Raw genomic sequence first — 21,358 nt, 5'->3', positions numbered from 1 at the left:
TGCGCGAAAATTGGTTTGCCGCCTTGCCTAAAGCCTTGCTTGACACCCTCGGTGCTCGAATCACTTGCAGAATTTAGGTAAAAACTGGCTTTATGCAGGGAACACGCCGGTGGAGAGATAACGGTCGCCGCGGTCGCAGATGATGGTGACAATGACCGCGTTTTCCAGGGTTTGGGACAAGGTAAGCGCCGCCGCCACCGCGCCTCCCGATGAGATCCCGGCAAAAATACCTTCTTTTGACGCCAGCAAGCGGGTGGTCTCTTCCGCTTCTTCCTGGCTGACATCGAGAATCCGATCCACCCGGGCGGGATCGTAGATTTTAGGCAGGTACGCCTCAGGCCAGCGGCGGATGCCGGGGATTTTCGCCCCTTCCTTGGGTTGTACGCCGACAATTTGAATGCCGGGATTTTTTTCCTTGAGGAACATGGAAGTACCCATGATGGTGCCCGTGGTGCCCATGGAACTGACGAAATGGGTGATGGTGCCTTGGGTGTCTCGCCAGATTTCAGGTCCGGTGCCTTCGTAATGGGCTCTGGGGTTGTCGGGATTGGAAAATTGATTGAGAACCTTGCCTTTGCCCTGAGCTTCCATCTCGTCCGCCAAATCCCGGGCTTCCTCCATGCCGCCTTCGGCGGAAACCAGAATGATTTCCGCGCCGAAAGCTTTCATCACTGCCCGCCTTTCCACGCTCATGCTTTCCGGCATAATCAGGATCATCCGGTAGCCTTTGATGGCTGCCACCATGGCCAGGGCGATGCCGGTATTGCCGCTGGTGGCCTCGATCAGGCAGTCGCCGGGGCGGATTTCCCCGCGGGCCTCGGCGTGCTTGATCATGCTCAAGGCGGGGCGGTCTTTGACAGAGCCCGCCGGGTTATTGCCCTCCAGCTTGGCCAAAATGATATTAGTGGTCTCACCAGGCAACCGTTGCAGGCGCACCAGCGGCGTGTTGCCGACAAAAGCTTCGATGGTGGGAAAAGGGGGGAGGTGAGTTTTTTGCATCATAGTGACTTCTTTGTATCCGATTCTTGCCCTTGCTGTAAAATAACAATTCCTTATAAAACCATTCAAGAATTTTTATGGCTGTCATGGAATTGCTTTCCCCGGCCGGAACTCTGAAACACATGCGTTACGCCTTCGCCTACGGCGCGGACGCGGTTTATGCCGGTTTGCCCCGGTATAGCTTGCGGGTGAGGAACAACGATTTTCTCAAGGACAATCTGGCGATTGGCATTGAGGAAGCCCATCGTAACGGCAAAAAATTCTATCTGGCCGCCAACGTTTTGCCCCATAACAGTAAGGTGAAAACCTTCATTAAGGATTTTACACCCATCATCGAAATGGGGCCGGACGCCTTGATTATGGCCGATCCCGGCTTGATTTTGCTGGTGCGGGAGACCTGGCCCCAGATGCCGATTCATTTATCGGTGCAGGCCAATACCATGAATTATGCGGCTGTCAGATTCTGGCGGCAAATCGGCATCGAGCGGATTATTTTGTCGCGGGAGTTGTCCCTGGAAGAAATCGAGGAAATCCGCCAGCAGTGCCCGGATATAGAGCTGGAAGTATTTGTCCACGGCGCCTTGTGTATCGCCTATTCCGGCCGCTGTCTGTTGTCGGGCTATTTCAATCATCGCGATCCCAACCAGGGGACTTGCACCAATGCCTGCCGCTGGGAGTACAAAGTCAAGCCGGCCGAGGCTGGCGGTGTTGAGCGGCATCCGGCCGCGGAACAGGAATTCGTGCTCGAAGATCCGGGTCGTCCCGGCGAGGTCATGCCCATTGTCGAGGATGAACACGGCACTTACATCATGAATTCCAAGGATTTGCGCGCCGTCGAGCACGTTCACAAGCTCAGGGAAATCGGCGTCGATTGCCTGAAGATCGAAGGCCGCACCAAATCCCACTACTACGTGGCCCGCACCGCCCAGGTTTACCGTCAGGCCATTGACGATGCCGAGGCGGGCCGGTCTTTTGATCCAAAATTATTGGGTGTCCTGGAAAATCTGGCCAACCGCGGATATACCGACGGTTTTTACCAGCGCCACCACAGCCACGAATATCAAAACTATATCCAGGGTGCTTCCAAAGCGCACCGCCAACAATTTGTGGGGGAAGTGGAAGATTACGACAGCGGGCGAAGCATGGCCCAGGTATTAATCAAAAACAAATTAAGGGTGGGAGACCGGATTGAATGGATTTCCCCCGAGGGCAATCGCGATGAGATGGTGGAATACCTGGAAGACTTGGACGGCAATCCCCTGGAGGAAGCTCCGGGTGGTGGCTGGCGGGTACGGATTCCGGTGCCTAAGGTTGCCGGAGGATATGATTTAGTTGCCCGGTATTTTTAGAAGACCGGGCTTATGAAGCGCCAAACAATTCCACCACCCGGCTTAAAATCACAATCAAGCCAATAGCGCCAATCATTTGCCAGGTTTGGCGGTTGATGGCGGTGTAGATTTGTTTCAGTTCCTGGTGGATGGATTTGAGTTCGTTTTCCAGGTTGTTCATACGTTCGCCAATTTGTTCAATTTTCTCGTCGCTTTGATCGAAGCGCTTGTCTACATGCGCCAGCCTTTGATCGAGATGATCGAAGCGGCGGTCCACTTCCTCAAAACGACGTTCACCTTCATCAAAGCGCTGCGCCATATATTTAAACCGTTCCTCGGTGATGTCAAATTGTTTCGACATCAATTCCCGCTGGTGTTTTAGTTCTTCCTCCAGCCGGATCAGACGTTCGCGCATCTCCATATCCATGGGCGGTAATGTGCCCGCAATACTGGGATGGCGGGTGAGTGCCGCATCAATCATTGCCTGGATGTGTTGGATATCGTCTTCCGCTAGTGACATGCCGGTTATCCTTAGGAGTTAGTGGGGATTATAGCATCAGTTTGGTTCTGGATTGCCGTAGCCCCTAGAGCTCCATTATTTATTCATGCCGGGGGGGCGGGTGGTCTGCTTCGAAAACCTCGCCGGCAGGGAGGCCGGCGTGGAGCCTACAGGGAAGTATTCACGGCGTTTTTCGAAGCAGACCACCCGCCCCTTCATTCAATCTTTTACGTGTTTTGATGACGTGGTCTTGCGGTAGCCCCCGCCGCCCGGCGTCTCGATCACAAATAGGTCACCTGCATGAACTTGGATTTGCGCGCAGCTACCAAGTTCCACGGATTCTCCGTTGGCGCGGATCAGGGTATTTTTTCCCAAGGCGCCGGGTTGCCCGCCGGCCAGTCCAAAGGGAGGATAACGGCGGCGGTTGGATAAAATGGCGGCGGTCATGGGCTGGAGAAAGCGGATTTTACGAATCACGCCGTCGCCACCGTGGTATTTACCCGCACCACCGCTGCCCCGACGGATACAAAACGCTTCGACACGGACGGGAAAGCGCATCTCCAAAACTTCCAGATCTGTGATGCGGGAGTTGGTCATGTGGGTATGGACCGCATCCGCGCCATCGAAGCCCGGACCCGCGCCAGCACCGCCGCAGATGGTTTCGTAGTATTGATGATCTTTATCCCCAAAGGTGAGGTTGTTCATGGTGCCCTGGGAAGCCGCCAGAACGCCTAGGGCACCATAAATGGCATCGACGATGGTTTGGGAGGTTTCCACATTGCCGGCCACCACCGCGGCGGGGTAGGCGGGATTGAGCAATGACGCTTCCGGGAGGAGGATTTCCAGAGGTTCGAGACAGCCCGCATTCAGGGGAATATCATCCTCAACCAAGGTGCGGAAAACGTACAATACCGCCGCTTTACATACCGCTGCCGGGGCATTGAAGTTATCCGGTTGTTGGGCAGAGGTCCCACTGAAGTCAATTCTGGCTTTGCCGTGGGTGGCATCGACTTTGATCGTGACGGCGATTTCCGCATCATTGTCCAGCCGGTAGCGGAAATGGCCGCTGCGGAGCTTGGATATGGCCCCTTGGACTGCCTGCTTGGCGTTGTCCTGGATATATTTCATGTAAGCCTGGACGGTTTCCAGTCCCCAGTGGCTGATCATTGTTTGCAGTTCCCGCAGGCCTTTTTCATTGGCGGCGATCTGAGCCCTGAGATCGGCGAGGTTTTGCTCGGGGTTGCGGGCCGGCCAGCGGTGATTTGTCAGCCATTGATGGATTTCGGTTTCCAGAAACTGTCCTCTGGAAACAATTTTCAACCCCGCGCTCCACACCCCTTCTTCATCAATGTGGCGGCTGTCCGGGGGCATGGAGCCTGGCGTTTTGCCGCCGATATCGGCGTGATGGCCGCGGGAAGCCAGCAAGAACAGAATCTGGTTGCCATCCTTGTTAAAGACCGGGGTAACGACAGTGATATCCGGCAGATGGGTGCCACCGTGGTAGGGAGAGTTGGTGAGCCAGACTTCACCGGGCTTGAATTGAACCTTTTCCAGCAAGGCTTTGACGCTTTCTCCCATGGAACCAAGATGGACGGGAATATGAGGAGCATTGGCCACCAGATTGCCGTGGCTGTCGAACAGGGCGCAGGAATAGTCGAGGCGTTCTTTGATGTTGACCGAAAATGCCGTGTTTTGCAGGCTATAACCCATTTGTTCAGCAACGGCCATGAATTGCTTGTTGAAAATTTCCAACCGTACCGGGTCGGGTCCTGGACGGGTTATTGTGGCATCAGACCCGCTTACAATATGTTCGGTGAGAGGCCTTTTAGGAAACGCCGTGTATCCATCCGTGGAGGCTTGATGGCGGCCATCCAGGCCGCCAACATTCCTAAAAGGCCTCTCACCGAACCTCTTAGCCATAGCCAGATCAGAGGGGACTTGTTCAAGGATCAGTTGATTCAAAGGATTGAGGACGCCTTGCCAACCCGGTTCAATCACCGTGGTGGAGGTCGGTTCGATAATCAGCGCCGGTCCGTTGATGCGATGGCCGGATGTCAGGTTTTCCCGGAGGAAAAGCGGGGCGGATTGCCATCGGCCGCGGCCGTAAAATTTGACTGCTTGGGCTGGGATAGGCGGGATTTGAGCTTCTGGCGATGGCGCCTCGGCGACTTCTTCGCTCTTGCCAATCGCTTCCAGGGACAGGGTATCGATAATGAGCGGTTTGTCAGGATTGATAAAGCCAAATTGTTGTTGGTGTTTTGCCTCAAAGGCCCGTCGCATTTGCGGCTTACTGGCAAACGGTACCTCGAGGGTGGTATCGGTGCCTTGATAACGCAAATGGAGTCGTCTTTGGCAGGTGATTTTCTCTGATGCTATGCCTTGATCGATGAGGTGATTGCGGCCTTGGGTTTCTAGTGTGGCAAAAATGGATTTCAGTTGGCTTTCCGATGTATCGGAGAAAAGTAATTGTAAAGATCGCTCCAAGACCTGACGAAAATCGGCCAATCCCATGCCATAGGCTGACAGCACTCCAGCAAAAGGGTGAAGAAAAATCCGGCGGATGCCCAGCCTTTCCGCCACTAGGCAAGCGTGTTGGCCCGCCGCCGCGCCATAGCAGCACAAAGTGTAATGGGTCAGGTCATGGCCCTGCTGTATGGAAATTTTCTTGATGGCATCGGCCATATTTTCCACTGCGACCGCCAGGAAGCCTTCGGCAACAGCTTCCGGGGTGCGCTGGTCTCCAGTGGTGGTGTGAATTTCTTCGGCCAAGCGGGAAAATGCCCGCTGTACGCCTTCGAGGTCGAGGGATTGGTCGGCGCTTTGGCCAAACACTTTGGGGAAAAATGCCGGCTGAATCTTTCCGAGCATCACATTGGCGTCGGTCACCGCCAGGGGGCCGCCCTTGCGGTAACTCAATGGACCCGGATCGGCGCCGGCGGAATCCGGCCCCACCAGGTAACGTCCGCCTTTGAATTTCAGCAAGGAACCACCGCCGGCGGCTACGGTATGAATTTTTAGCATGGGGGTTTGCAGGCGCACCCCGGCGATTTCTGTTTCCAGGCTGCGTTCCAATTCTCCGGCATAGTGGGCGACGTCAGTGGAGGTGCCACCCATGTCAAAGGTGACGATATGGTCTAAGCCTGCCTGTTGGCACACCGCCACCGCCGCCACCATGCCCCCCGCCGGGCCGGAAAGGATACTGTCCTTGCCGTGAAAGCATTCCGCCCGGGTCAGGCCGCCGTGGGACTGCATAAACCAGATCGGAATATTGCCGTCGGTGCCTGCCATCAGTTGCCGGGAATATCGGTGCAAGCAGGGAGAAAGATAAGCGTCCACGACGGTGGTATCTCCCCGGGCGACCAATTTAATCAAAGGGCTGATTTGGTGGGAGACGGAAATTTGCGTAAAGCCGATGGATTCAGCCAGAGCAGCGAGGGCTTGTTCGTGTCGGGGATAACGGTAACCGTGGATCAAAACAATAGCCAGGGCGCGGATGCCTTCGTCAAAAACGGCTTGTAGTCTTTTTTGGGCTTGTTCCATATCCGATGGCGTGACGGTATTGCCACTGGCATCGATTCGCTCGGGCACTTCAATGACCGCTTGATACAAAGGTTCAGGCTTGCGAATTTGCCGGGCAAAGATTTCCGGCCGGTTCTGGTAACCGATTTCCAGGGCATCGCCAAAGCCTTGGGTAATGACTAGCGCTGTGGGTTCCCCTTTGTGTTCCAACAGAGCATTGGTGCCGACGGTGGTGCCGAGTTTGATGGACTCGACCAATGCGGCAGGGACTATTTCCTGGGCTTTTAAACCCAGAATGTTACGGATACCCTGTAAAACCGCGTCCTGGTATTGCTTGGGATTTTCCGATAGCAATTTGTGAGTGAGTAAAGTGCCATCGGGGCGTCTGGCGACAATGTCGGTAAACGTCCCGCCCCGGTCGATCCAAAATTGCCAGCGATTATGTTTCAGTAATGTCACTATTCGGGGTTCCAAGGGAGGTCTGTTCCGGAAGACGCCGGTAAATACGTCCCTGTAGGCTTGGCTTTGGCATCCCTGCCAAAGACACTTCCTCCACAGACCACCCTTGGGCCTTCTTCTGGTATGGGTGCGTAGTTACCATTAATCCTTGCAATCCGGTTCCATAAAGCACCATTTGACCTGGGGAACCGTGCGCTTTATTTCCACCTCCAGCAGATTGATTTTATGCACCGCTTGTTGCAAGGTTAATTCCGGTTTCATCCGCAGTTTAGCAGCGACCATGACGTCAGGGCCCAGCTGCAGAGTAATAAGATTGAAAAGATGGGCAATGGCGTCATCCTGTTCAATGACTTGGTTGATGGCTTGCTCCAATTCCGGTTCCGCAGACCGGCCGATAATCAAGGCCTTGATATGCAAGGCTACAAACAGGGAGATCAAAATCAGAACCACGCCGATGGCGATTGAACCCATGGCGTCATAGACGGGATTGCCTGTTATGGTGGCCATGCCTAAACCAGCTAAGGCCAGTGATAGACCAATCAAGGCGGCGGTGTCTTCTCCCAAGACCACGACAAGTTCCGCGTTTCGGGTGTTGAATAGCCATTGCCACAAGGTTTTATCGCCTTTGATGCGGTTTACTTCCACTAGGCAGCCGCGCAGACTCCAGCCTTCCAGCGCGATGGATAACAGCAAAATCAATATACCGATGATGGGTTGGCGCAGCCCCTCATGAGAATCCAATTTGTGCCAGCCTTCATAGATGGAGAAAACGCCCCCCATGGTGAACAAAAGAATGGCAACGACAAAGCTCCAGAAATAACTGATTTTTCCGTAGCCCAGCGGATGATTTTGATCAGGTGGCCGTTGCGCCTGTTTCAAACCCAGATAAAGCAAGACTTGATTGCCACTGTCGGCAAACGAATGAATGGCTTCCGCCAGCATACTGCCAGAGCCTGTGAAAAAAGCGGCCCAGGTTTTGGCAATGGCAATCCCGAGATTAGCGGAAAAGGCATAAAAGATAGCTTTCAAGCTGTGATTCGATGAGTCCATGGGTGATCCTGTGAATTTTTTGGGTTTTTGTCAGTCCATTAATTGGTAAACTATTCATGTTATTTTTTGCTTTTCTAGTCATTTTATGCCATAAAATCCCCTTGATTCCATAGACGGCCCCTTGTTACAAGGGTGGCCAGGCAAAGGCATTTCAATGCACGAATCGCAAAACCATAACAGACTGGCAATGTGAGCACGCTGAGTGTAGATAGCTATTCTTCCACCGTACAGGTAGTGGAATAGTACATTTTCACAAGGATACCGATTAATCAATTTAGGAATGATCCTCTACTATGCAGGCAAGCGAAATCTACGTACAGAATTTGGAAAAGCACCTCGCCGAAGAAAACCCATTATTAGTGGATGTGGCGAAGAATTTCCAGGAGATTGACAATGTCGGCCACGAATTGGGCTTGATTCATCCAGATCAATCCACTGCCCGCCAAATTCCCTGGTGGCCGCTGATTTCCATTCTAGGATTGTTTTCAGCGGGTAAATCCAGCTTTATCAATCATTTCTTGGGGCAAAAAATTCAGCGCACCGGCGTTCAGGCGGTGGACGACAAGTTCACGGTGCTTTGCTACAGCCCGGATCCAGAAGTGAAAACCCTGCCTGGGGTAGCCTTGGATGTGGATCCAAGATTTCCCTTCTATCAGATCAGTCGCGAGATTGATGAGGAGATGGAAGGCGAGGGCAAAAGGATCAATGCCTATTTGCAATTGAAAACCTGTAACAGTGAAAATCTCAAGGGAAAGATTTTCATCGATTCGCCGGGATTCGATGCCGATGCCCAGCGTAGCGCCACCTTGCGGATTACTAAACACATCATCGAAATCTCCGATCTGGTATTGATTTTCTTCGATGCCCGGCGCCCGGAACCCGGCGCCATGCGCGATACCCTGGAATATTTGGTGAAGACGACAATCGACCGTTACGATTCGGAAAAATTCATTTATGTGTTGAATCAAATCGATGTCACCGCCCGGGAAGACAGTCTGGAAGAAGTGGTCGCGGCTTGGCGCAGCGCCTTGGCGGAAAGGGGGCTGAATGTCACCCATTTCTACACTATTTTTTCACCTGACGTGGAATTAAATGCCGAAGACGATTACATCAAGAAACGCTTGGAGGCCAGGCGCGACCGCGACTTGAAGGAAATCCACCAGCGCATGCGGCATGTGGAAGTCAAGCGTGCTTACCGCATTTTGAATACGTTGGAATTAACCACCAAGGAATTGATGGATCGTTCCATACCCGTACTGGAAAAGGCGCTGCGGGGCTGGCGGAATTGGACCTTGCGCTTTGATACGCTTCTGTTTGCGGCTCTCGTGGGTGCTGGCGCTTTTGTGGGACTGACGACAGGTATGTGGTTGAATCCCATGATTGATGCCATGGCGGTTGCTGCCCTGTTTATCGTCATGTTTATTTTTCATCTTATCTTTTCCTCCATTTTCAAGGTGATCTATCGCCGGAGTTTGGCCAAAAAACAGCGGCAAATGAAGCTCCGCTTCAATCTAGTCAAAGCGTTTGATAAATGCGCCAATTGGCATATGTTTGCCACCGGCAGGATCAAAGGATGGAATGAGAAGGTACGGCAGCAATTGGAGAATATTCTCAACCGCGCCGATATTCTGATTCAGCGTCTCAATGACGAGATGACCAACCCTTCCGGCGAAGTGCCCAAAAAGCCGGAAGAAGTGAAAAAGGTCATGGCGGAAGTATCATAACCAACGTTCGAGGATTAAAATCAGCATCGCAATCCGCCGTTGCCACCAAGGTCTCGGTGGGTAAAACGCCAGGGAAATTTCCCTGGCGTTTTGTATGTCCGCCAAAAACTGGCTTGCAAGATTTTGCTTGCTTGAGCTTTGTTGCAGCACGACATCTACTTCCAGATCATGAAGCAGGCTTCGATAATTCAGATTACTGGAACCGACCGTCATCCAGTCATCAATAATGATGGTTTTGGCATGGAGAATTGCCGGCTGATATTCGTAGATTCTGACGCCAGTTAAGAGTAATTGCCGGTAAAAAACAGAAGAGGTCCAAGGCATGAAGAATACATCGGAACGTTCGGGCAATAAAATGCGTACATCAATACCCCGATGGGCCGCTTGCGCCAATTTTCTTAGGAGCAGGCGATCCGGGACGAAATAAGCATTGGTGATCCAAAGCCGTTTCTGGGTGCGCTCAATCCGGCGAATCAAGTCCCTTAACAGTCGCCGGCGGCGGTAACGGGTATAGTTGAGCCGGAAAGGGAAATCCCGCCATGGCGGAAATGGCGGCATGAGCCGGTGGGCGTGCCAAGCTTTTTCAAAGGCCCGACTCAATGGATAGATATCCACTCCTAACAGTTTTACGGCACTATCGCGCCAGCCTTCTCCTCCCAGCGCCACTGGCAGGTGGCAGTCACAGATATTGAAACTGCCCACCCAGGCAATCTTGTTGTCAATGACACATGTTTTCCGGTGGTTGCGGTGATTGAGGTTAATCAACCAATCAATGAGTTTCCTTAACAGAGGCCGGTCCTGACTGGTGTATTTCCAATGCCAGAAAAACCAGGGGATGGGGTGATAGATTCTAATCTGGACCGCGCTTCCATCAAACATTTGTGGCAGGTTTTGTGAGGTAAAAGGGAGTCCCACCCCGTCTACCATCAATCTCACCCTAACGCCACGCTCTGCTGCGCGGATCAAGGCGCGGACAAAACGCCTGCCCACGCGATCGATACGAAAAATATAGGTTTCCAGATCTATGCGGGAAGTTGCCGCTTCAATATCTTCAAGCAACCCATCAAAATAAATATCCCCTTGATGATAAAGGGACTCATTGGGCATTGCCATTTGTCCCTTCATCAAAAGCAGGGGCGGATTTAACTTCCAAGTGCAGTTGTAAAAATTTCTTTACAGTTGAAAGGGGGTGTTTAGTATTTTGGGCACGGGATGGTTTTTCAGCCGGATGTAATTAGGCATGCCGCGGGAATAAGGGGGGTAATCCTCCCCTTCAATCAAGGGCACCAAATAACGCCGGCATTCCTCAGTAATGCCATAGCCGTCTGGGCTGATGAATTCTTTGGGCATCCATTTTTCCACGTTGGCCACGTGATCGAGCGGCGCTTGGCCAATCTCCCATTGGTAGGGATCGTCCGAGGTGCGGACAATGGTGGGCATCACTGCATTGGCGCCCGCCAAAGCCATTTCCACCGCAGCTTTTCCCACGGCGTAGGCTTGCTCGGCATCGGTTCGCGCTGCGATATGCCGGGCTGAGCGTTGCAGATAATCCGCTACCGCCCAATGGCACCGAAAACCTAGTTCAGCGTGGATCATGCGAGCCAACACCGGCGCGACGCCACCAAGCTGAGTATGCCCAAAAGCATCTTGATAACCCGCATCCGCCAGAAATTTACCGTCAGGATTTTTTACGCCCTCTGACACAACCACGGAGCAATGGCCTTCTTTCTCTACTACCGATTTTACCTTGGCAAGGAACTCCTCCTGATTGAAGGGAATTTCCGGAAACAAAATGACAACCGGGATAGGGCAATCCTTGGTAGATGCCAATCCCCCAGCTGCTGCAATCCATCCAGCATGACGGCCCATGACTTCAAAGACGAAGACCTTGGTGGACGTAGCCGCCATCGAGGCTACATCCAACGTGCCTTCCAGTGTGGAAATGGCAATATATTTAGCCGCAGAACCAAATCCTGGGCAATTGTCGGTAATGGGCAGGTCATTATCCACGGTTTTGGGAATATGAATTGCTTGGATGGGAAACCCCACGGTTTCCGAGAGCTGGGAGATCTTGTGACAAGTATCGGCGGAATCGCCGCCGCCGTTGTAGAAGAAATAGCCGATGTTATGGGCCCTAAATACCTCAATCAGCCGCTCATACTGGGCTTTGTTTTCCTCTAACCCTTTCAATTTGTAACGGCAAGAACCAAACGCCCCGCCAGGGGTGTGGCGCAACGCGGCAATCGACTCGTCGCTATCCTGGCTGGTGTCTATCAAATCCTCAAGCAGCGCGCCGACAATGCCATTCCTACCGGCGTAAACTTTGCCGATTTGATCGGGATACTGGCGGGCAGTTTCAATGACGCCGCAAGCAGTGGCATTAATGACGGCGGTCACGCCGCCAGATTGAGCGTAGAAGGCATTTTTCATTTAGTGTCGATTCCGTTATGTAGCGTGTCAATAAATTTTACACAATTTGATGTGAGGAAATAGTATGTATATAAGAATTTGCATACAACATTGATTTAAAAGGTAAATAAATGCTTAATCCTGTCATTGGCATGGATCCTGAATATCAGATAAATGAATCAAATGATTCATATATTAATGTTGAGGATGGGAGAAGAATTATGAACAGAAAATATATGGGACTCAAGGGTTTATTGCTTGGGTTGGCTTATTTTTTTGCATCACAGGCCAATGCAGTGCCTGTGGGGTTGGAATTGGCTTTACTTGTTGATGTGTCTGGAAGTGTGAATAACAGCGAATATAATTTGCAAAAAACAGGTTATGTAAACGCTTTCAAGGATCCTGCATTGGCCAGCATTTTACCAACGAATGGCATTGCCGTGACCTATATCGAATGGTCCGGTAGTTCACAACAAGCCCAATTGGTGGATTGGACCCATATTACCGATGCCACAAGTGCCAGTAATTTTGGCGACGACATCGCAGCCACCTCTAGGGCATTCGGTGGTAGTACAGCACCCGGAAGCGCAATTAATTTCGCTGTTCCGAAATTTAACAACAATGGATTTGAAGGTGTTCGCTTGGTGATTGATGTTTCCGGTGATGGCCGGCAAAATAGCGGCGCAAATACAGCCAATGCCCGGGACGCGGCTTTGGCGGCTGGAATTGATGCCATCAACGGCCTGCCGATTCTTACCGACGACCCAAGCTTAGATACTTGGTATCAAAACAATGTTGTGGGGGGAACGGGAGCGTTTTTGCTGACTGCAAATAACTTTTCCGACTTTGCTCAAGCAATCCAACAGAAGATTAAACGTGAAGTTGGTGGCGGAGGTGGTGGCACCGTTCCAGAACCAGCAACTATGTTTCTTTTCGCTATAGGCCTTGTGGGTTTTGGAATTCAAAGAAAGAAATCCTGATTGATCAATCAATCATTTAAAAGCCGATGGAGGAAGTTAACCCTCCATCGGCTTTTTTAGTGTCCAAGCTTCGGTGTTTGGCAGCTCATTGCATAGGATATTCAATTTCTCTACGAATCTCTTTCTTGGAATCGTTTCTGCCCCAAATGCCGTTAAATGCTGAGTATGAACTTGGCAGTCAATCAAGGCATAATCCCAACGTTTCAATGATTCCACCAGGGTGACGAAAGCGACTTTGGAGGCGTTGCTTCGGTGATAGAACATGGATTCGCCAAAAAAAACCCGGCCAATGGCTACGCCATAAAGGCCGCCCACCAGTTCATTAGCCTGCCAGGCTTCGACTGAATGGGCATGGCCCAATTGGTGCAACCGAATGTAGGCTAATTTCATCTCTGGCGTGATCCATGTGCCGTCTCCAACATATCCGATGCGTGGCCGGGCGCAAGCTTCAATCACGCCTGTAAAATCTTGATCGAAGGTGACGCTGAATTTCTTTTGTTTGAGAATTTTCCGTAAACTGCGGGAGACTTTAAGTTTTTCAGGAAACAATACCAATCTCGGGTCTGGAGACCACCATAAAATAGGTTCTCCCTCGTTATACCAAGGGAAAATCCCTTGACGGTAAGCGTTTAATAAACGGTTGGGAGATAAATTTCCACCCACAGCTAATAATCCGTTGGGATCGGACAATGCTTCGTCAATGGGGGGGAAATCTTGATGGGAGTCTGAAGGATCGAGCAAGGTTAGCATAATGTTACTTTTTTACATTTGCTATCGGTGAAATATTACAAATGAATTTCCTCTACTACAAAGGAAATTTATCATTCGGTATTTCTTAAAGTAAGAAGCAGCTAAACCATACTGGACTATTGTCAACAAGGCAAAGTGCTGTGCGGCGGTTGAGTGTATTGATAGAGATTGGCACAGTTCTCCTGCAATGCTTGCATATCTGCGCTGCGGTGCGCAATTTAGTTATCACGGTCAAGGTAAAACTATAGTCCTAGCGATGAGTTGAGTAAAGCATTTGCGATTTCCCAGAGCAGGGAGATTTTGCTCACTGATCCTGCACTTTTATGGTTTTTAAATTGGTTTGACTGAGATACAACCCCAGCTGTGCAGATTCTACCGCCATTTTATAATTACCAGGGGAAGGGAAAACGACGCTGAAATGGTAATGTCTGGGGCCGGTGGATTTGGCAAAAGTGCGTAACTGCCAGTTACTGCCGGGGCGGAAAAGCAATACGCTGATATCCCGGACTTTGCCTGGCGGGAGTAGGGGAGTAGCGATGGTAAATTCCAGTTGAACAAGCCGTCCGGCAATGAAAGGCGGCGAGAGAATGGTTATGGTAGGCTGGTCGGTATTCTTTTTGCGCACGGAATGGGGCAATGAATTGCCTTTGACCTTTAAAGTGAAACAACGTGTCAAAGGGGGGTTGGGGAGGAAAAAAACCGCTTCGTAGATACCTGGTTGGGGAATCATGGTGACCGTCTCATAGAAACCCGGGCGGGCTTCCCGCAAACTTCGATCATGAATCATCACTGACAATGGTGCGGCCGTCCAGGTCTTAAATGCATTCATGGGTGCCTGCATTCCGCTTTCCATATACAGATACAGAGTACGGTCCGCTGGATTGGCAATCACGGCGCCACCGCCTTCCGGCAAAGGCGCAATTGCCGGCAATGGCGGTAACCTTCCCACAGCCTTGGGTGGTTTGGTGCCTATTGGCACTTCGATTACTCCGGGTTCCGCACCTGGTGCTAATGAAGCAGTATAAATCAAACTGATATTGGCCGTGTCGGTGTGGCGTATGTAGGCGTAACGCTTGGAAAAAACGATTTGATCGAATGGGTGCTTGAACCGCAGTACATGGGTCATGTTACCGGTTTTTGTCTCTACCAAACTGATCTGCCCCTGATCGCCATCGGAAGCCATTAACCAACGGCCATCCGGGGAAACATTCACCCTTTTGCTGACCCCGGAAATCATCAGCTTTTCAACTTGTGGACGGTTTACAGGATAAAGAGAAAGCACGTAACCTTTACGAGGATGCGCCAGATAGATTTTATCCGTGAGCGCTGAATAATCCATGTCCGCAAGATGGGGTTCAAGCTGGAGCCGTCGCACCACTTTGCGCCGTTTCGCATCCAGTACAATCAGCTGACCACTTCCCGAAGCGTAGGCGAAAAGCTGGGCGCGGACGTTGTCTTGTGCGAAGTAAATTTTCCCCCGGCCCACTTTGATTTTCCGGAATATTTGATGACTGCGTGTATCCACTCCCTGAATTTCACCATTGGAGCCGCTCCCGACCCATACCGAAGATAGCCCTTCAAAAACCGCCATAGTAGTGGGGTTCACTATGACATTCACCCGGGCATCAATTTGCCCTGTCAAGGGATTAAATACCAGCAGTCGGTTCTTGCCAGGCAAGGTGATATAAATAGCTTTCCGATTGGGACTCATACGCCAATCGCCGGGCGTGGCCCGCAACTGAGCTAGAAACAATAAATTGGAAGTAGCCAGATTCAAGCGGGGATCGATAACCGCGATGGAGTTGTCGCGATTGAGCGTCACAAAAGTATAGCCATTGAGACTGATATCCTGGCTGGCATTTGGTCCGAGAGCCAGATAATTGCGAACCGCATTTTCACAGCTTTTGCGCCCTGGCGTTTTGGGTCGTATCCAAGCCGCCGGATGCAGGCCGGAAACCGGTTTCCTCCGTATTTTATCGAAAATGCTAAAGCCAATCTTTAGCATCTCGCCGGCACGAATTTCCTTATTCTTGCTGGCTGTCAACAGTTCAATCTGCACCTCCTGCTTTTCAATGGCAGAAACCGAACCGGCCCAGGCCAATACTCCTGCCCCAATTAAGGCCCCGCCTAGCGCCGACAACCAAGAATGTCGATTCAAATACCATGCCCTGTGCCATAAAGGACAGGGTCCTGGATTATTCACTGGATCTGACATCAAAAACCCCCCATGCTCCACCAGCCCAAATTTGCGCCGGTCCATCCCGATACAGCCAATGCCCTGGTTTTGCCGAATCGATTGTTGCGGTAATCGCTTTGCCGACAGAAATCAGTGGCGCGTGAGCGGAACCAAAGTAGGGAAGCAAATCGGGGTAATCGTGGCCATAGACCAGAAAACTCCGTTGGCGCGCGCGTCCTGAGGGTTGCAATACCCGGAAACGCACCTCATCCCCGCTATTTGCGGTGAATTCAGGTGTCGGGATTGCTTGATTCAACGCCTCGGTAAAGAAATGCCTTGGGAAGTAAGCGCCGTTCAAATCGGGTAGAAACCATGGATCCCCCGGGCCAGCGCCAGGCTTTTGCCGGGGCGCTTGCCCCAAACGCAGCCAAAAAGACGCGCTGCTATAGTTGATCCCCTTTTCGCCCAGATCGTAGGAATCATCGCAGATTCGGCAGTCAGGCACCGGAATCCCGACTCCTTGCTCCCCGTAATATAAATTGAGACCATCCCGATAGAAGACTACGAACTCCTTGAAATGCCGGCCTCCTCGGTAACGGATTTCGGCCCTGATACCCGCGCCGTTGGGCAATACCTTCCCAGTTGCCGGATCATGATAAGAGGCTCCTTTGGGTTCGATAATCAACGCGCCAATCAGGCCATGGGCGGGATGGTTGATGATATCTCCGTAAGACACCAGATTGACCGGCCCCAATTCGGTGGGTTTGGGCACCAGCCTGTTACCTTCCACAGTAACGGTACCGGCATACCAGAAATATTCCACGAACGGTGATTTGCCGGGCGAAGCCGGCGGACCGGCGAGCTGCTTGCCAATTTGATAACCCACCAGAGCGCCACCGGATAGCGCCGTATTATGCTCTAAAAGTTGAGGATGCAACGACACGAAGGACGAAGGTCTAACGTCGCCACCGGGACCCTGATCCACCTTGTTTTCCACATTCAGTGGCACGATTTTGGGCATCAGGGCATCGCCGGGCGCATCCGCCATGCTCGCGTTTTTTTGAGGTACCAGATGGTTATAAAGCACCACCTTGATGCAATCGCCGGCATTGGCCCGGAGCACCAACGGCTCGATACGCCCTTGTTGCAGGTACGCCTGTTTGAGCCGTTCCTTGAGTTTGTCCAGGTCTTCTAGCCTAGGATTTGGGAAAACCGCTTCCGGACCGCTTGATATATGCCTTTTCAATAAAACGAAAGCCAGGGAATCTGGGTCATATAATCGCTTGTCGTAGCGAGCTTCCCGGCCCAACCACTGACCGACATCCACGGCATCGATATAAAAGGTCACTTTGCGTCCGCCCTTTAGATCAACGGGGCAGGTCACATCACCGCCAAACATGAAGTCCTCTAAATTTTCCAGGACAAGACGCCCACCTTTGTCACGGGGCGCGCCAGGCAAGGGCTTCAAGCAATCTTTTAACTTGCCGCTGTCGCATGCCATTTTGCTCAAGGCGGCCTTGCATTTTTGCCGGTCTGGGGCATCTGCCAAGGCATCGCATTCGAGAAAACTTTCGAAGCTGCGAATAATCCCCCAGGCGCCGTTCCACAAGTCGTCCACGGAACCGAAGTGATACAGATAATCGGTAAATGGATCCCGGCGGGTCACATTGCCTAACTTAAGCTGCATTTCAAAATGCTCGGAGATTCCAATTTCCTGAGCCGCCACTAAGGGTGAATCAGGATTGCCTATTTCCCTGGGCCAGTGTTGGCCATGGATATTGATCACATGCTGCACTTCCTGGGCGCCTTGTATCACCCGCAATTGCACCTTTTCACCTTCGTACCCGGCAAAGATCTCGGTCGCAGGATCCCCGTGTTCCCACGAGCTGAATACATGGGCCATATCGCCCTGGATGCCTTCACGTTGTTGTTTGATGCTGTTTGTGCCGCAACGCTTCGGATCAACAGAGTCATCCCCGGGTGGGCCATAATGCTTGCAACCAATGCGGAGCGGCAATGGTTCGTGTTTGTAGTTCACCAGATAAGGGTTGTGGTGATCTTTGGAAATCGCTTCCGGCATTTTGGGGGGATCCACCGGATGACCATGACGCCGTTGGACCTGCGTGAGCTGCCGGTGCAGGGGGCCCAGGGTCCGTTGCTTGGCTTCCGGCAACAATGCAAAATTCTTTAATCCTAAGGGGGGAGAACGGTGATTTCCGTCATAGAGCAAGGCAAAATCGGCTACCGCTAAGGCGAATTCACGATAGTTTTCGCCGTCTTTCTCGGTCCCGTCATCGCCGATGATTATCATTGCTTGAGTTCCCACGGCACACGATTTGAAAATACCTGCTAGTTCGCCCGGTTTACACCCGTTATCTTGGGGCTGATCCATATCACTACCATCGGATTTCAAGAATTTAGCCCCGCGGGGCTCTACTAACAAGGCGGCGTAGAAACCGTGTTGTTGTATCGAAGACGGCGCGAAATGGTCGTGGGTAAATACGGTTCGAATAGTCCGGTCTTTACAGGCGGGGTCATCCCGCCAACCGGGTTTCCCTTCCGCCGCTAACTGGTTACATTGCTGGGTGTGGGCTAACAGAGGATCGGCATACCAACGTTGTACGGTTGTCTGAAATTCGCCTTCACGGGGTATTGACAGCTTGACCGGGTTTCCTTGGATATCAATCCCCAAATGACCGGTGGCCTTGATCCTTTCAATAATCGCGCCCCGGGCGAAAGTGCCGTCTTCATAATTGAAACCATTGCCGGAACCGTCCGACGCCATCACATCGAATTTGACCAGATGAATATGCTGGCCAATGGTATCAGTGGGGGTTTTGACTTGAAAATCATCCACCGCCAAAAATTCGTGGGTCCGGTTGGTATGATGAAACTCAATGCAATCGCCGGAATTGGCGCGGAAGAAAAACGGCACTGCTTTGGCTGTCGATTGCCCCTCGAAAATATCAACATCTTCGTCCAGGACGTTGATACGCGCCTGGGGATCATGCCAGCCGGCGCGGTTGACAATCATATCGGTTTGTATCGCCGACACTTCATAGCGGCGGGTGCGGTTGCCGAAAGTTTTTGAATCAAAAATCCATCCCCGGCAGGGGTCGGCAAAGGGTGCGCCAGGCTTGGGCTTGCCGTCATTGACCATTAATTGACCAGACGCCCCCTCAGGTGTTTGGGTCGCAATTTGACCTTGGCTATGAAAGGCCATGGCGATTTTTTCCAAAGGCGTTCCGTCATTGGGAAGAATCAACAGCCGGGCCCGCTCCATGTGCATGGAAAAATCCGAGGTCAACAGGGCGTGTTGAAGGATCTCATTGCCATTTAGAGTCCTGGCTTTCTCCGCTGGAATCCCCGAAACCATTCGCTGACACAGAGAAACGCCTTGTTTGTCTCTGGGGCATTGCACTACATGACGCCCCAAGCCCGCCGGCTTATGAATATCCAGCGGTGCTTGCGGCGCGCGGTGGCCTGCAGCGCCAGCCACATAAAACGGATATCCTGGGAAGCCATCAACCTCGGCCGGAATGTCATCCTTCAGATACGTCGGTGCAGGGGGCATGGCCTGCCCTGGCAAAGGGATAACCGCAGGGATCGGCGTGCCGGAGAGCTTGTTTGGAAAGCCGTCTAGGGGCGGAATCTCGCCAGTCAAAGGATCGGTGCCGCTGCGGCCATCGGCTGCTTTCAGTTCACCATCCGGCAAACGCCGGCTGCCGTCCTCGAGGACGTCGTGCACACGCCACAACTCCCACATGCCCTGGGCAAAATGGGGATAAAGATGACAATGGAAAATTGAGTCACCCGGGGTCAGATTGCGGTTTCCACTGCCGCCGTAATAGATTTCATAGCTGAAGCCCTGCTGCGGGGCAATGGTTTGTGAGTCCAGGTATGTCCCGGTATCGCTGTCTTGGGCCAGCCACTGATGGGCATGGAGATGGAATACATGGGTTTCTTTGGGGCCGGCGTGGAGATTGCGGAAAATGATCCGGTCATTTAAATAAGAATGATGGACGTTGGAAGGATCATCTTCGTAATCGGGCAAAAGCGCGGGATCGCCATTGGCCCAAGATTCCAAAAAAAATTCCTCATAGGCGCATTCGACACAATCCTTGGTCGGCCCAATGCCTTTGCGATTGGCCAATAATATTGTTCCCAGGCCGCTGGCGCCGTAATTGACCGCGAATCCATCCTTAACCCCGGCCAAGGAAAATTCACGGCCCAGCTCAGCAAACTCGTCCGCATAAAAAGTTTTCAATTCATCGTGAAACACCACGGTAAATTCCCGGTACGAGGATAACTTTCTGGGATTCGAATCACCTGGATCAAAAGCCCCGTCAGCCTCCTTAATTACCGCATTCAAGTCCCCATACACCAAAGTGTAGCGCTGCTTGCCCAAGGGCTTTAGCATATTGAGGGCGGGGGTCCCATCCTCTAGGATGGTTTCGTAATTGAGGATTTTTTTGCCGTTTTTTTGTTGCCAAACCTGGCGCCAAATGCTGGCAGTGACCTGACTGCGATACCAACGGCTTCCTGCGGGTTCCACATTGACCACGCCAAAAAGGCCATGGACCAAACTGCCGCCATCGCCTTCTCCGCCTGAGGGCGCGCCGTGGCTAAAAAAAAGATGCACGCCTTTCCGCTTGGATCGGGTATTATCTTTAGTTTTATCGAATTGCCAGCGGTAAATAATGGTTTCCCCGGGGGCTATGGGCTGTAGGCCGGTTTCCAGATCGGCTTTTCCTGGGTCGCCGCTGGTCAAAGCCGCCACGCCGGAGATGGTGATGGATGCGCAACGGCTGCGGGGCCAGTTATTTTGCTTGGCCAGCGAATCCACCGCTAAATTCGCATGCCAGCCGCAATATTTTTTCTTGGCGCCTGGTCCTGCCAAGCTTGGATTACCCGCCTCACCCGTAATTTCTGGGGCAAATGCCTCTTCTTCGGCAGGTAAGGTGACAGGTTCCATTGCTTTTCCCTGAATATTGTCGTAGTGCAGCCCCAGCTGATTAATCGACGTCAATTGCTTGTTGGGCAGCCGGGCGGTGGTTTCTTTACTGCTGGTATCAGGCTGGCGCGGCATCAGCATGTTATAGAATTTTACTACCAGCCGGTCCCCTTCATTGACCCGCAGCACCAACGGCCTGGGCCTTTTCCCCTCCCGCAAGCGCACGTGGCCTGGCCTGGTATCTTCATTCATCAAGCGGCAATTTTTGCCATGTGGATCGCAATGTTCCGTATCCACCACATCCCGCTTTAGCGCGTAAATCATCCCATAGGGATTGAACGACCCAAACCGGTTGTAGGTCAGCGCTTGGTCCAAGGCGACGACTTCAGCGAAAATTACCCTGCCTTGGAAGTTATGTTTGACCACATCAGTATTTGGACACGCGGACAAAAGCGACAAGGTTAGAAAAACGAGAGGATACGAAATGAAAGGGTGCATTTACCTGCTCCTG

Annotated in this window: 12 protein-coding genes; 3 read left to right on the top strand and 9 right to left on the bottom strand. The window is 52.0% G+C overall.

What is annotated here, in order from left to right:
- Nucleotides 1–90: 90 nt before the first annotated feature.
- The gene (locus AXA67_14125) at nt 91–999 is read right to left on the bottom strand and encodes a cysteine synthase (protein ID KXJ40202.1); all 909 of its coding nucleotides are present in this window, start codon (nt 997–999) and stop codon (nt 91–93) included.
- A gap of 77 nt (nt 1,000–1,076) precedes the next feature.
- Here AXA67_14125 and AXA67_14120 point away from each other — a divergent pair, with 77 nt between their 5' ends.
- Nucleotides 1,077–2,348 carry a U32 family peptidase gene (locus AXA67_14120; GenBank protein ID KXJ40160.1) on the top strand — a complete coding sequence of 424 codons (1,272 nt, stop codon included), beginning with the start codon at nt 1,077–1,079 and terminating at the stop codon, nt 2,346–2,348.
- Nucleotides 2,349–2,358: 10 nt separating this feature from the next.
- On the opposite strand, the gene AXA67_14115 is transcribed toward AXA67_14120, so the two are convergent.
- The 3 genes from AXA67_14115 to AXA67_14105 form a co-directional block, all read right to left on the bottom strand.
- Entirely contained in the window at nt 2,359–2,847 is a 489-nt protein-coding gene (locus AXA67_14115; protein ID KXJ40159.1) for a hypothetical protein, read from the bottom strand.
- A gap of 198 nt (nt 2,848–3,045) precedes the next feature.
- The gene (locus AXA67_14110) at nt 3,046–6,804 is read right to left on the bottom strand and encodes a 5-oxoprolinase (protein KXJ40158.1); all 3,759 of its coding nucleotides are present in this window, start codon (nt 6,802–6,804) and stop codon (nt 3,046–3,048) included.
- Between the two features lie 141 nt (nt 6,805–6,945).
- Nucleotides 6,946–7,854, bottom strand: coding sequence for a cation efflux family transporter (locus tag AXA67_14105; protein KXJ40157.1), 909 nt, complete (start codon nt 7,852–7,854; stop codon nt 6,946–6,948).
- Between the two features lie 293 nt (nt 7,855–8,147).
- Between AXA67_14105 and AXA67_14100 the strand changes: the two genes are divergently transcribed.
- The gene (locus AXA67_14100) at nt 8,148–9,578 is read left to right on the top strand and encodes a hypothetical protein (GenBank protein ID KXJ40156.1); all 1,431 of its coding nucleotides are present in this window, start codon (nt 8,148–8,150) and stop codon (nt 9,576–9,578) included.
- On the opposite strand, the gene AXA67_14095 is transcribed toward AXA67_14100, so the two are convergent.
- Together AXA67_14095 and AXA67_14090 are read right to left on the bottom strand one after the other, a co-directional pair.
- Complete coding sequence (locus AXA67_14095; protein KXJ40155.1) at nt 9,573–10,703, bottom strand: hypothetical protein; 1,131 nt, start codon at nt 10,701–10,703, stop codon at nt 9,573–9,575. The two genes, AXA67_14100 and AXA67_14095, sit on opposite strands and share 6 nt — an antisense overlap.
- 48 nt (nt 10,704–10,751) lie before the next feature.
- Nucleotides 10,752–12,008, bottom strand: coding sequence for a 6-phosphofructokinase (locus tag AXA67_14090; protein ID KXJ40154.1), 1,257 nt, complete (start codon nt 12,006–12,008; stop codon nt 10,752–10,754).
- A 200-nt stretch (nt 12,009–12,208) separates the two neighbouring features.
- On the opposite strand from AXA67_14090, the gene AXA67_14085 reads away from it, so the two are divergent.
- A complete protein-coding gene (locus AXA67_14085; GenBank protein ID KXJ40201.1) occupies nt 12,209–12,967 on the top strand; it encodes a hypothetical protein in 759 nt (252 codons plus the stop codon).
- A 36-nt stretch (nt 12,968–13,003) separates the two neighbouring features.
- Here the strand turns inward: AXA67_14085 and AXA67_14080 are convergent, their stop codons facing one another.
- The 3 genes from AXA67_14080 to AXA67_14070 all read right to left on the bottom strand — a co-directional run bounded on the left by AXA67_14080 (nt 13,004) and on the right by AXA67_14070 (nt 21,345).
- Nucleotides 13,004–13,717, bottom strand: coding sequence for a leucyl/phenylalanyl-tRNA--protein transferase (locus AXA67_14080; GenBank protein ID KXJ40153.1), 714 nt, complete (start codon nt 13,715–13,717; stop codon nt 13,004–13,006).
- 304 nt (nt 13,718–14,021) lie between these two features.
- A complete protein-coding gene (locus AXA67_14075) occupies nt 14,022–15,977 on the bottom strand; it encodes a hypothetical protein (GenBank protein KXJ40152.1) in 1,956 nt (651 codons plus the stop codon).
- A complete protein-coding gene (locus AXA67_14070) occupies nt 15,913–21,345 on the bottom strand; it encodes a hypothetical protein (protein KXJ40151.1) in 5,433 nt (1,810 codons plus the stop codon). Before AXA67_14070 ends, AXA67_14075 begins: the two co-directional genes overlap by 65 nt.
- Between the last annotated feature and the right edge of the window lie 13 nt (nt 21,346–21,358).

Source organism: Methylothermaceae bacteria B42 (assembly GCA_001566965.1).
Lineage (GTDB): Bacteria > Pseudomonadota > Gammaproteobacteria > Methylococcales > Methylothermaceae > Methylohalobius.
This window is presented reverse-complemented; position numbering and strand designations above follow the sequence as displayed.

Excerpts from the sequence above, each read along its gene's own strand:
- AXA67_14120 (KXJ40160.1), top strand. The coding sequence starts at position 1,077 with ATGGCTGTCATGGAATTGCTTTCCCCGGCCGGAACTCTGAAACACATG.
- AXA67_14105 (KXJ40157.1), bottom strand. The coding sequence starts at position 7,854 with ATGGACTCATCGAATCACAGCTTGAAAGCTATCTTTTATGCCTTTTCC.
- AXA67_14095 (KXJ40155.1), bottom strand. The coding sequence starts at position 10,703 with ATGAAGGGACAAATGGCAATGCCCAATGAGTCCCTTTATCATCAAGGG.
- AXA67_14075 (KXJ40152.1), bottom strand. The coding sequence starts at position 15,977 with ATGGACCGGCGCAAATTTGGGCTGGTGGAGCATGGGGGGTTTTTGATG.
- AXA67_14100 (KXJ40156.1), top strand. The coding sequence starts at position 8,148 with ATGCAGGCAAGCGAAATCTACGTACAGAATTTGGAAAAGCACCTCGCC.
- AXA67_14090 (KXJ40154.1), bottom strand. The coding sequence starts at position 12,008 with ATGAAAAATGCCTTCTACGCTCAATCTGGCGGCGTGACCGCCGTCATT.
- AXA67_14085 (KXJ40201.1), top strand. The coding sequence starts at position 12,209 with ATGAACAGAAAATATATGGGACTCAAGGGTTTATTGCTTGGGTTGGCT.
- AXA67_14125 (KXJ40202.1), bottom strand. The coding sequence starts at position 999 with ATGCAAAAAACTCACCTCCCCCCTTTTCCCACCATCGAAGCTTTTGTC.
- AXA67_14070 (KXJ40151.1), bottom strand. The coding sequence starts at position 21,345 with ATGCACCCTTTCATTTCGTATCCTCTCGTTTTTCTAACCTTGTCGCTT.
- AXA67_14115 (KXJ40159.1), bottom strand. The coding sequence starts at position 2,847 with ATGTCACTAGCGGAAGACGATATCCAACACATCCAGGCAATGATTGAT.
- AXA67_14080 (KXJ40153.1), bottom strand. The coding sequence starts at position 13,717 with ATGCTAACCTTGCTCGATCCTTCAGACTCCCATCAAGATTTCCCCCCC.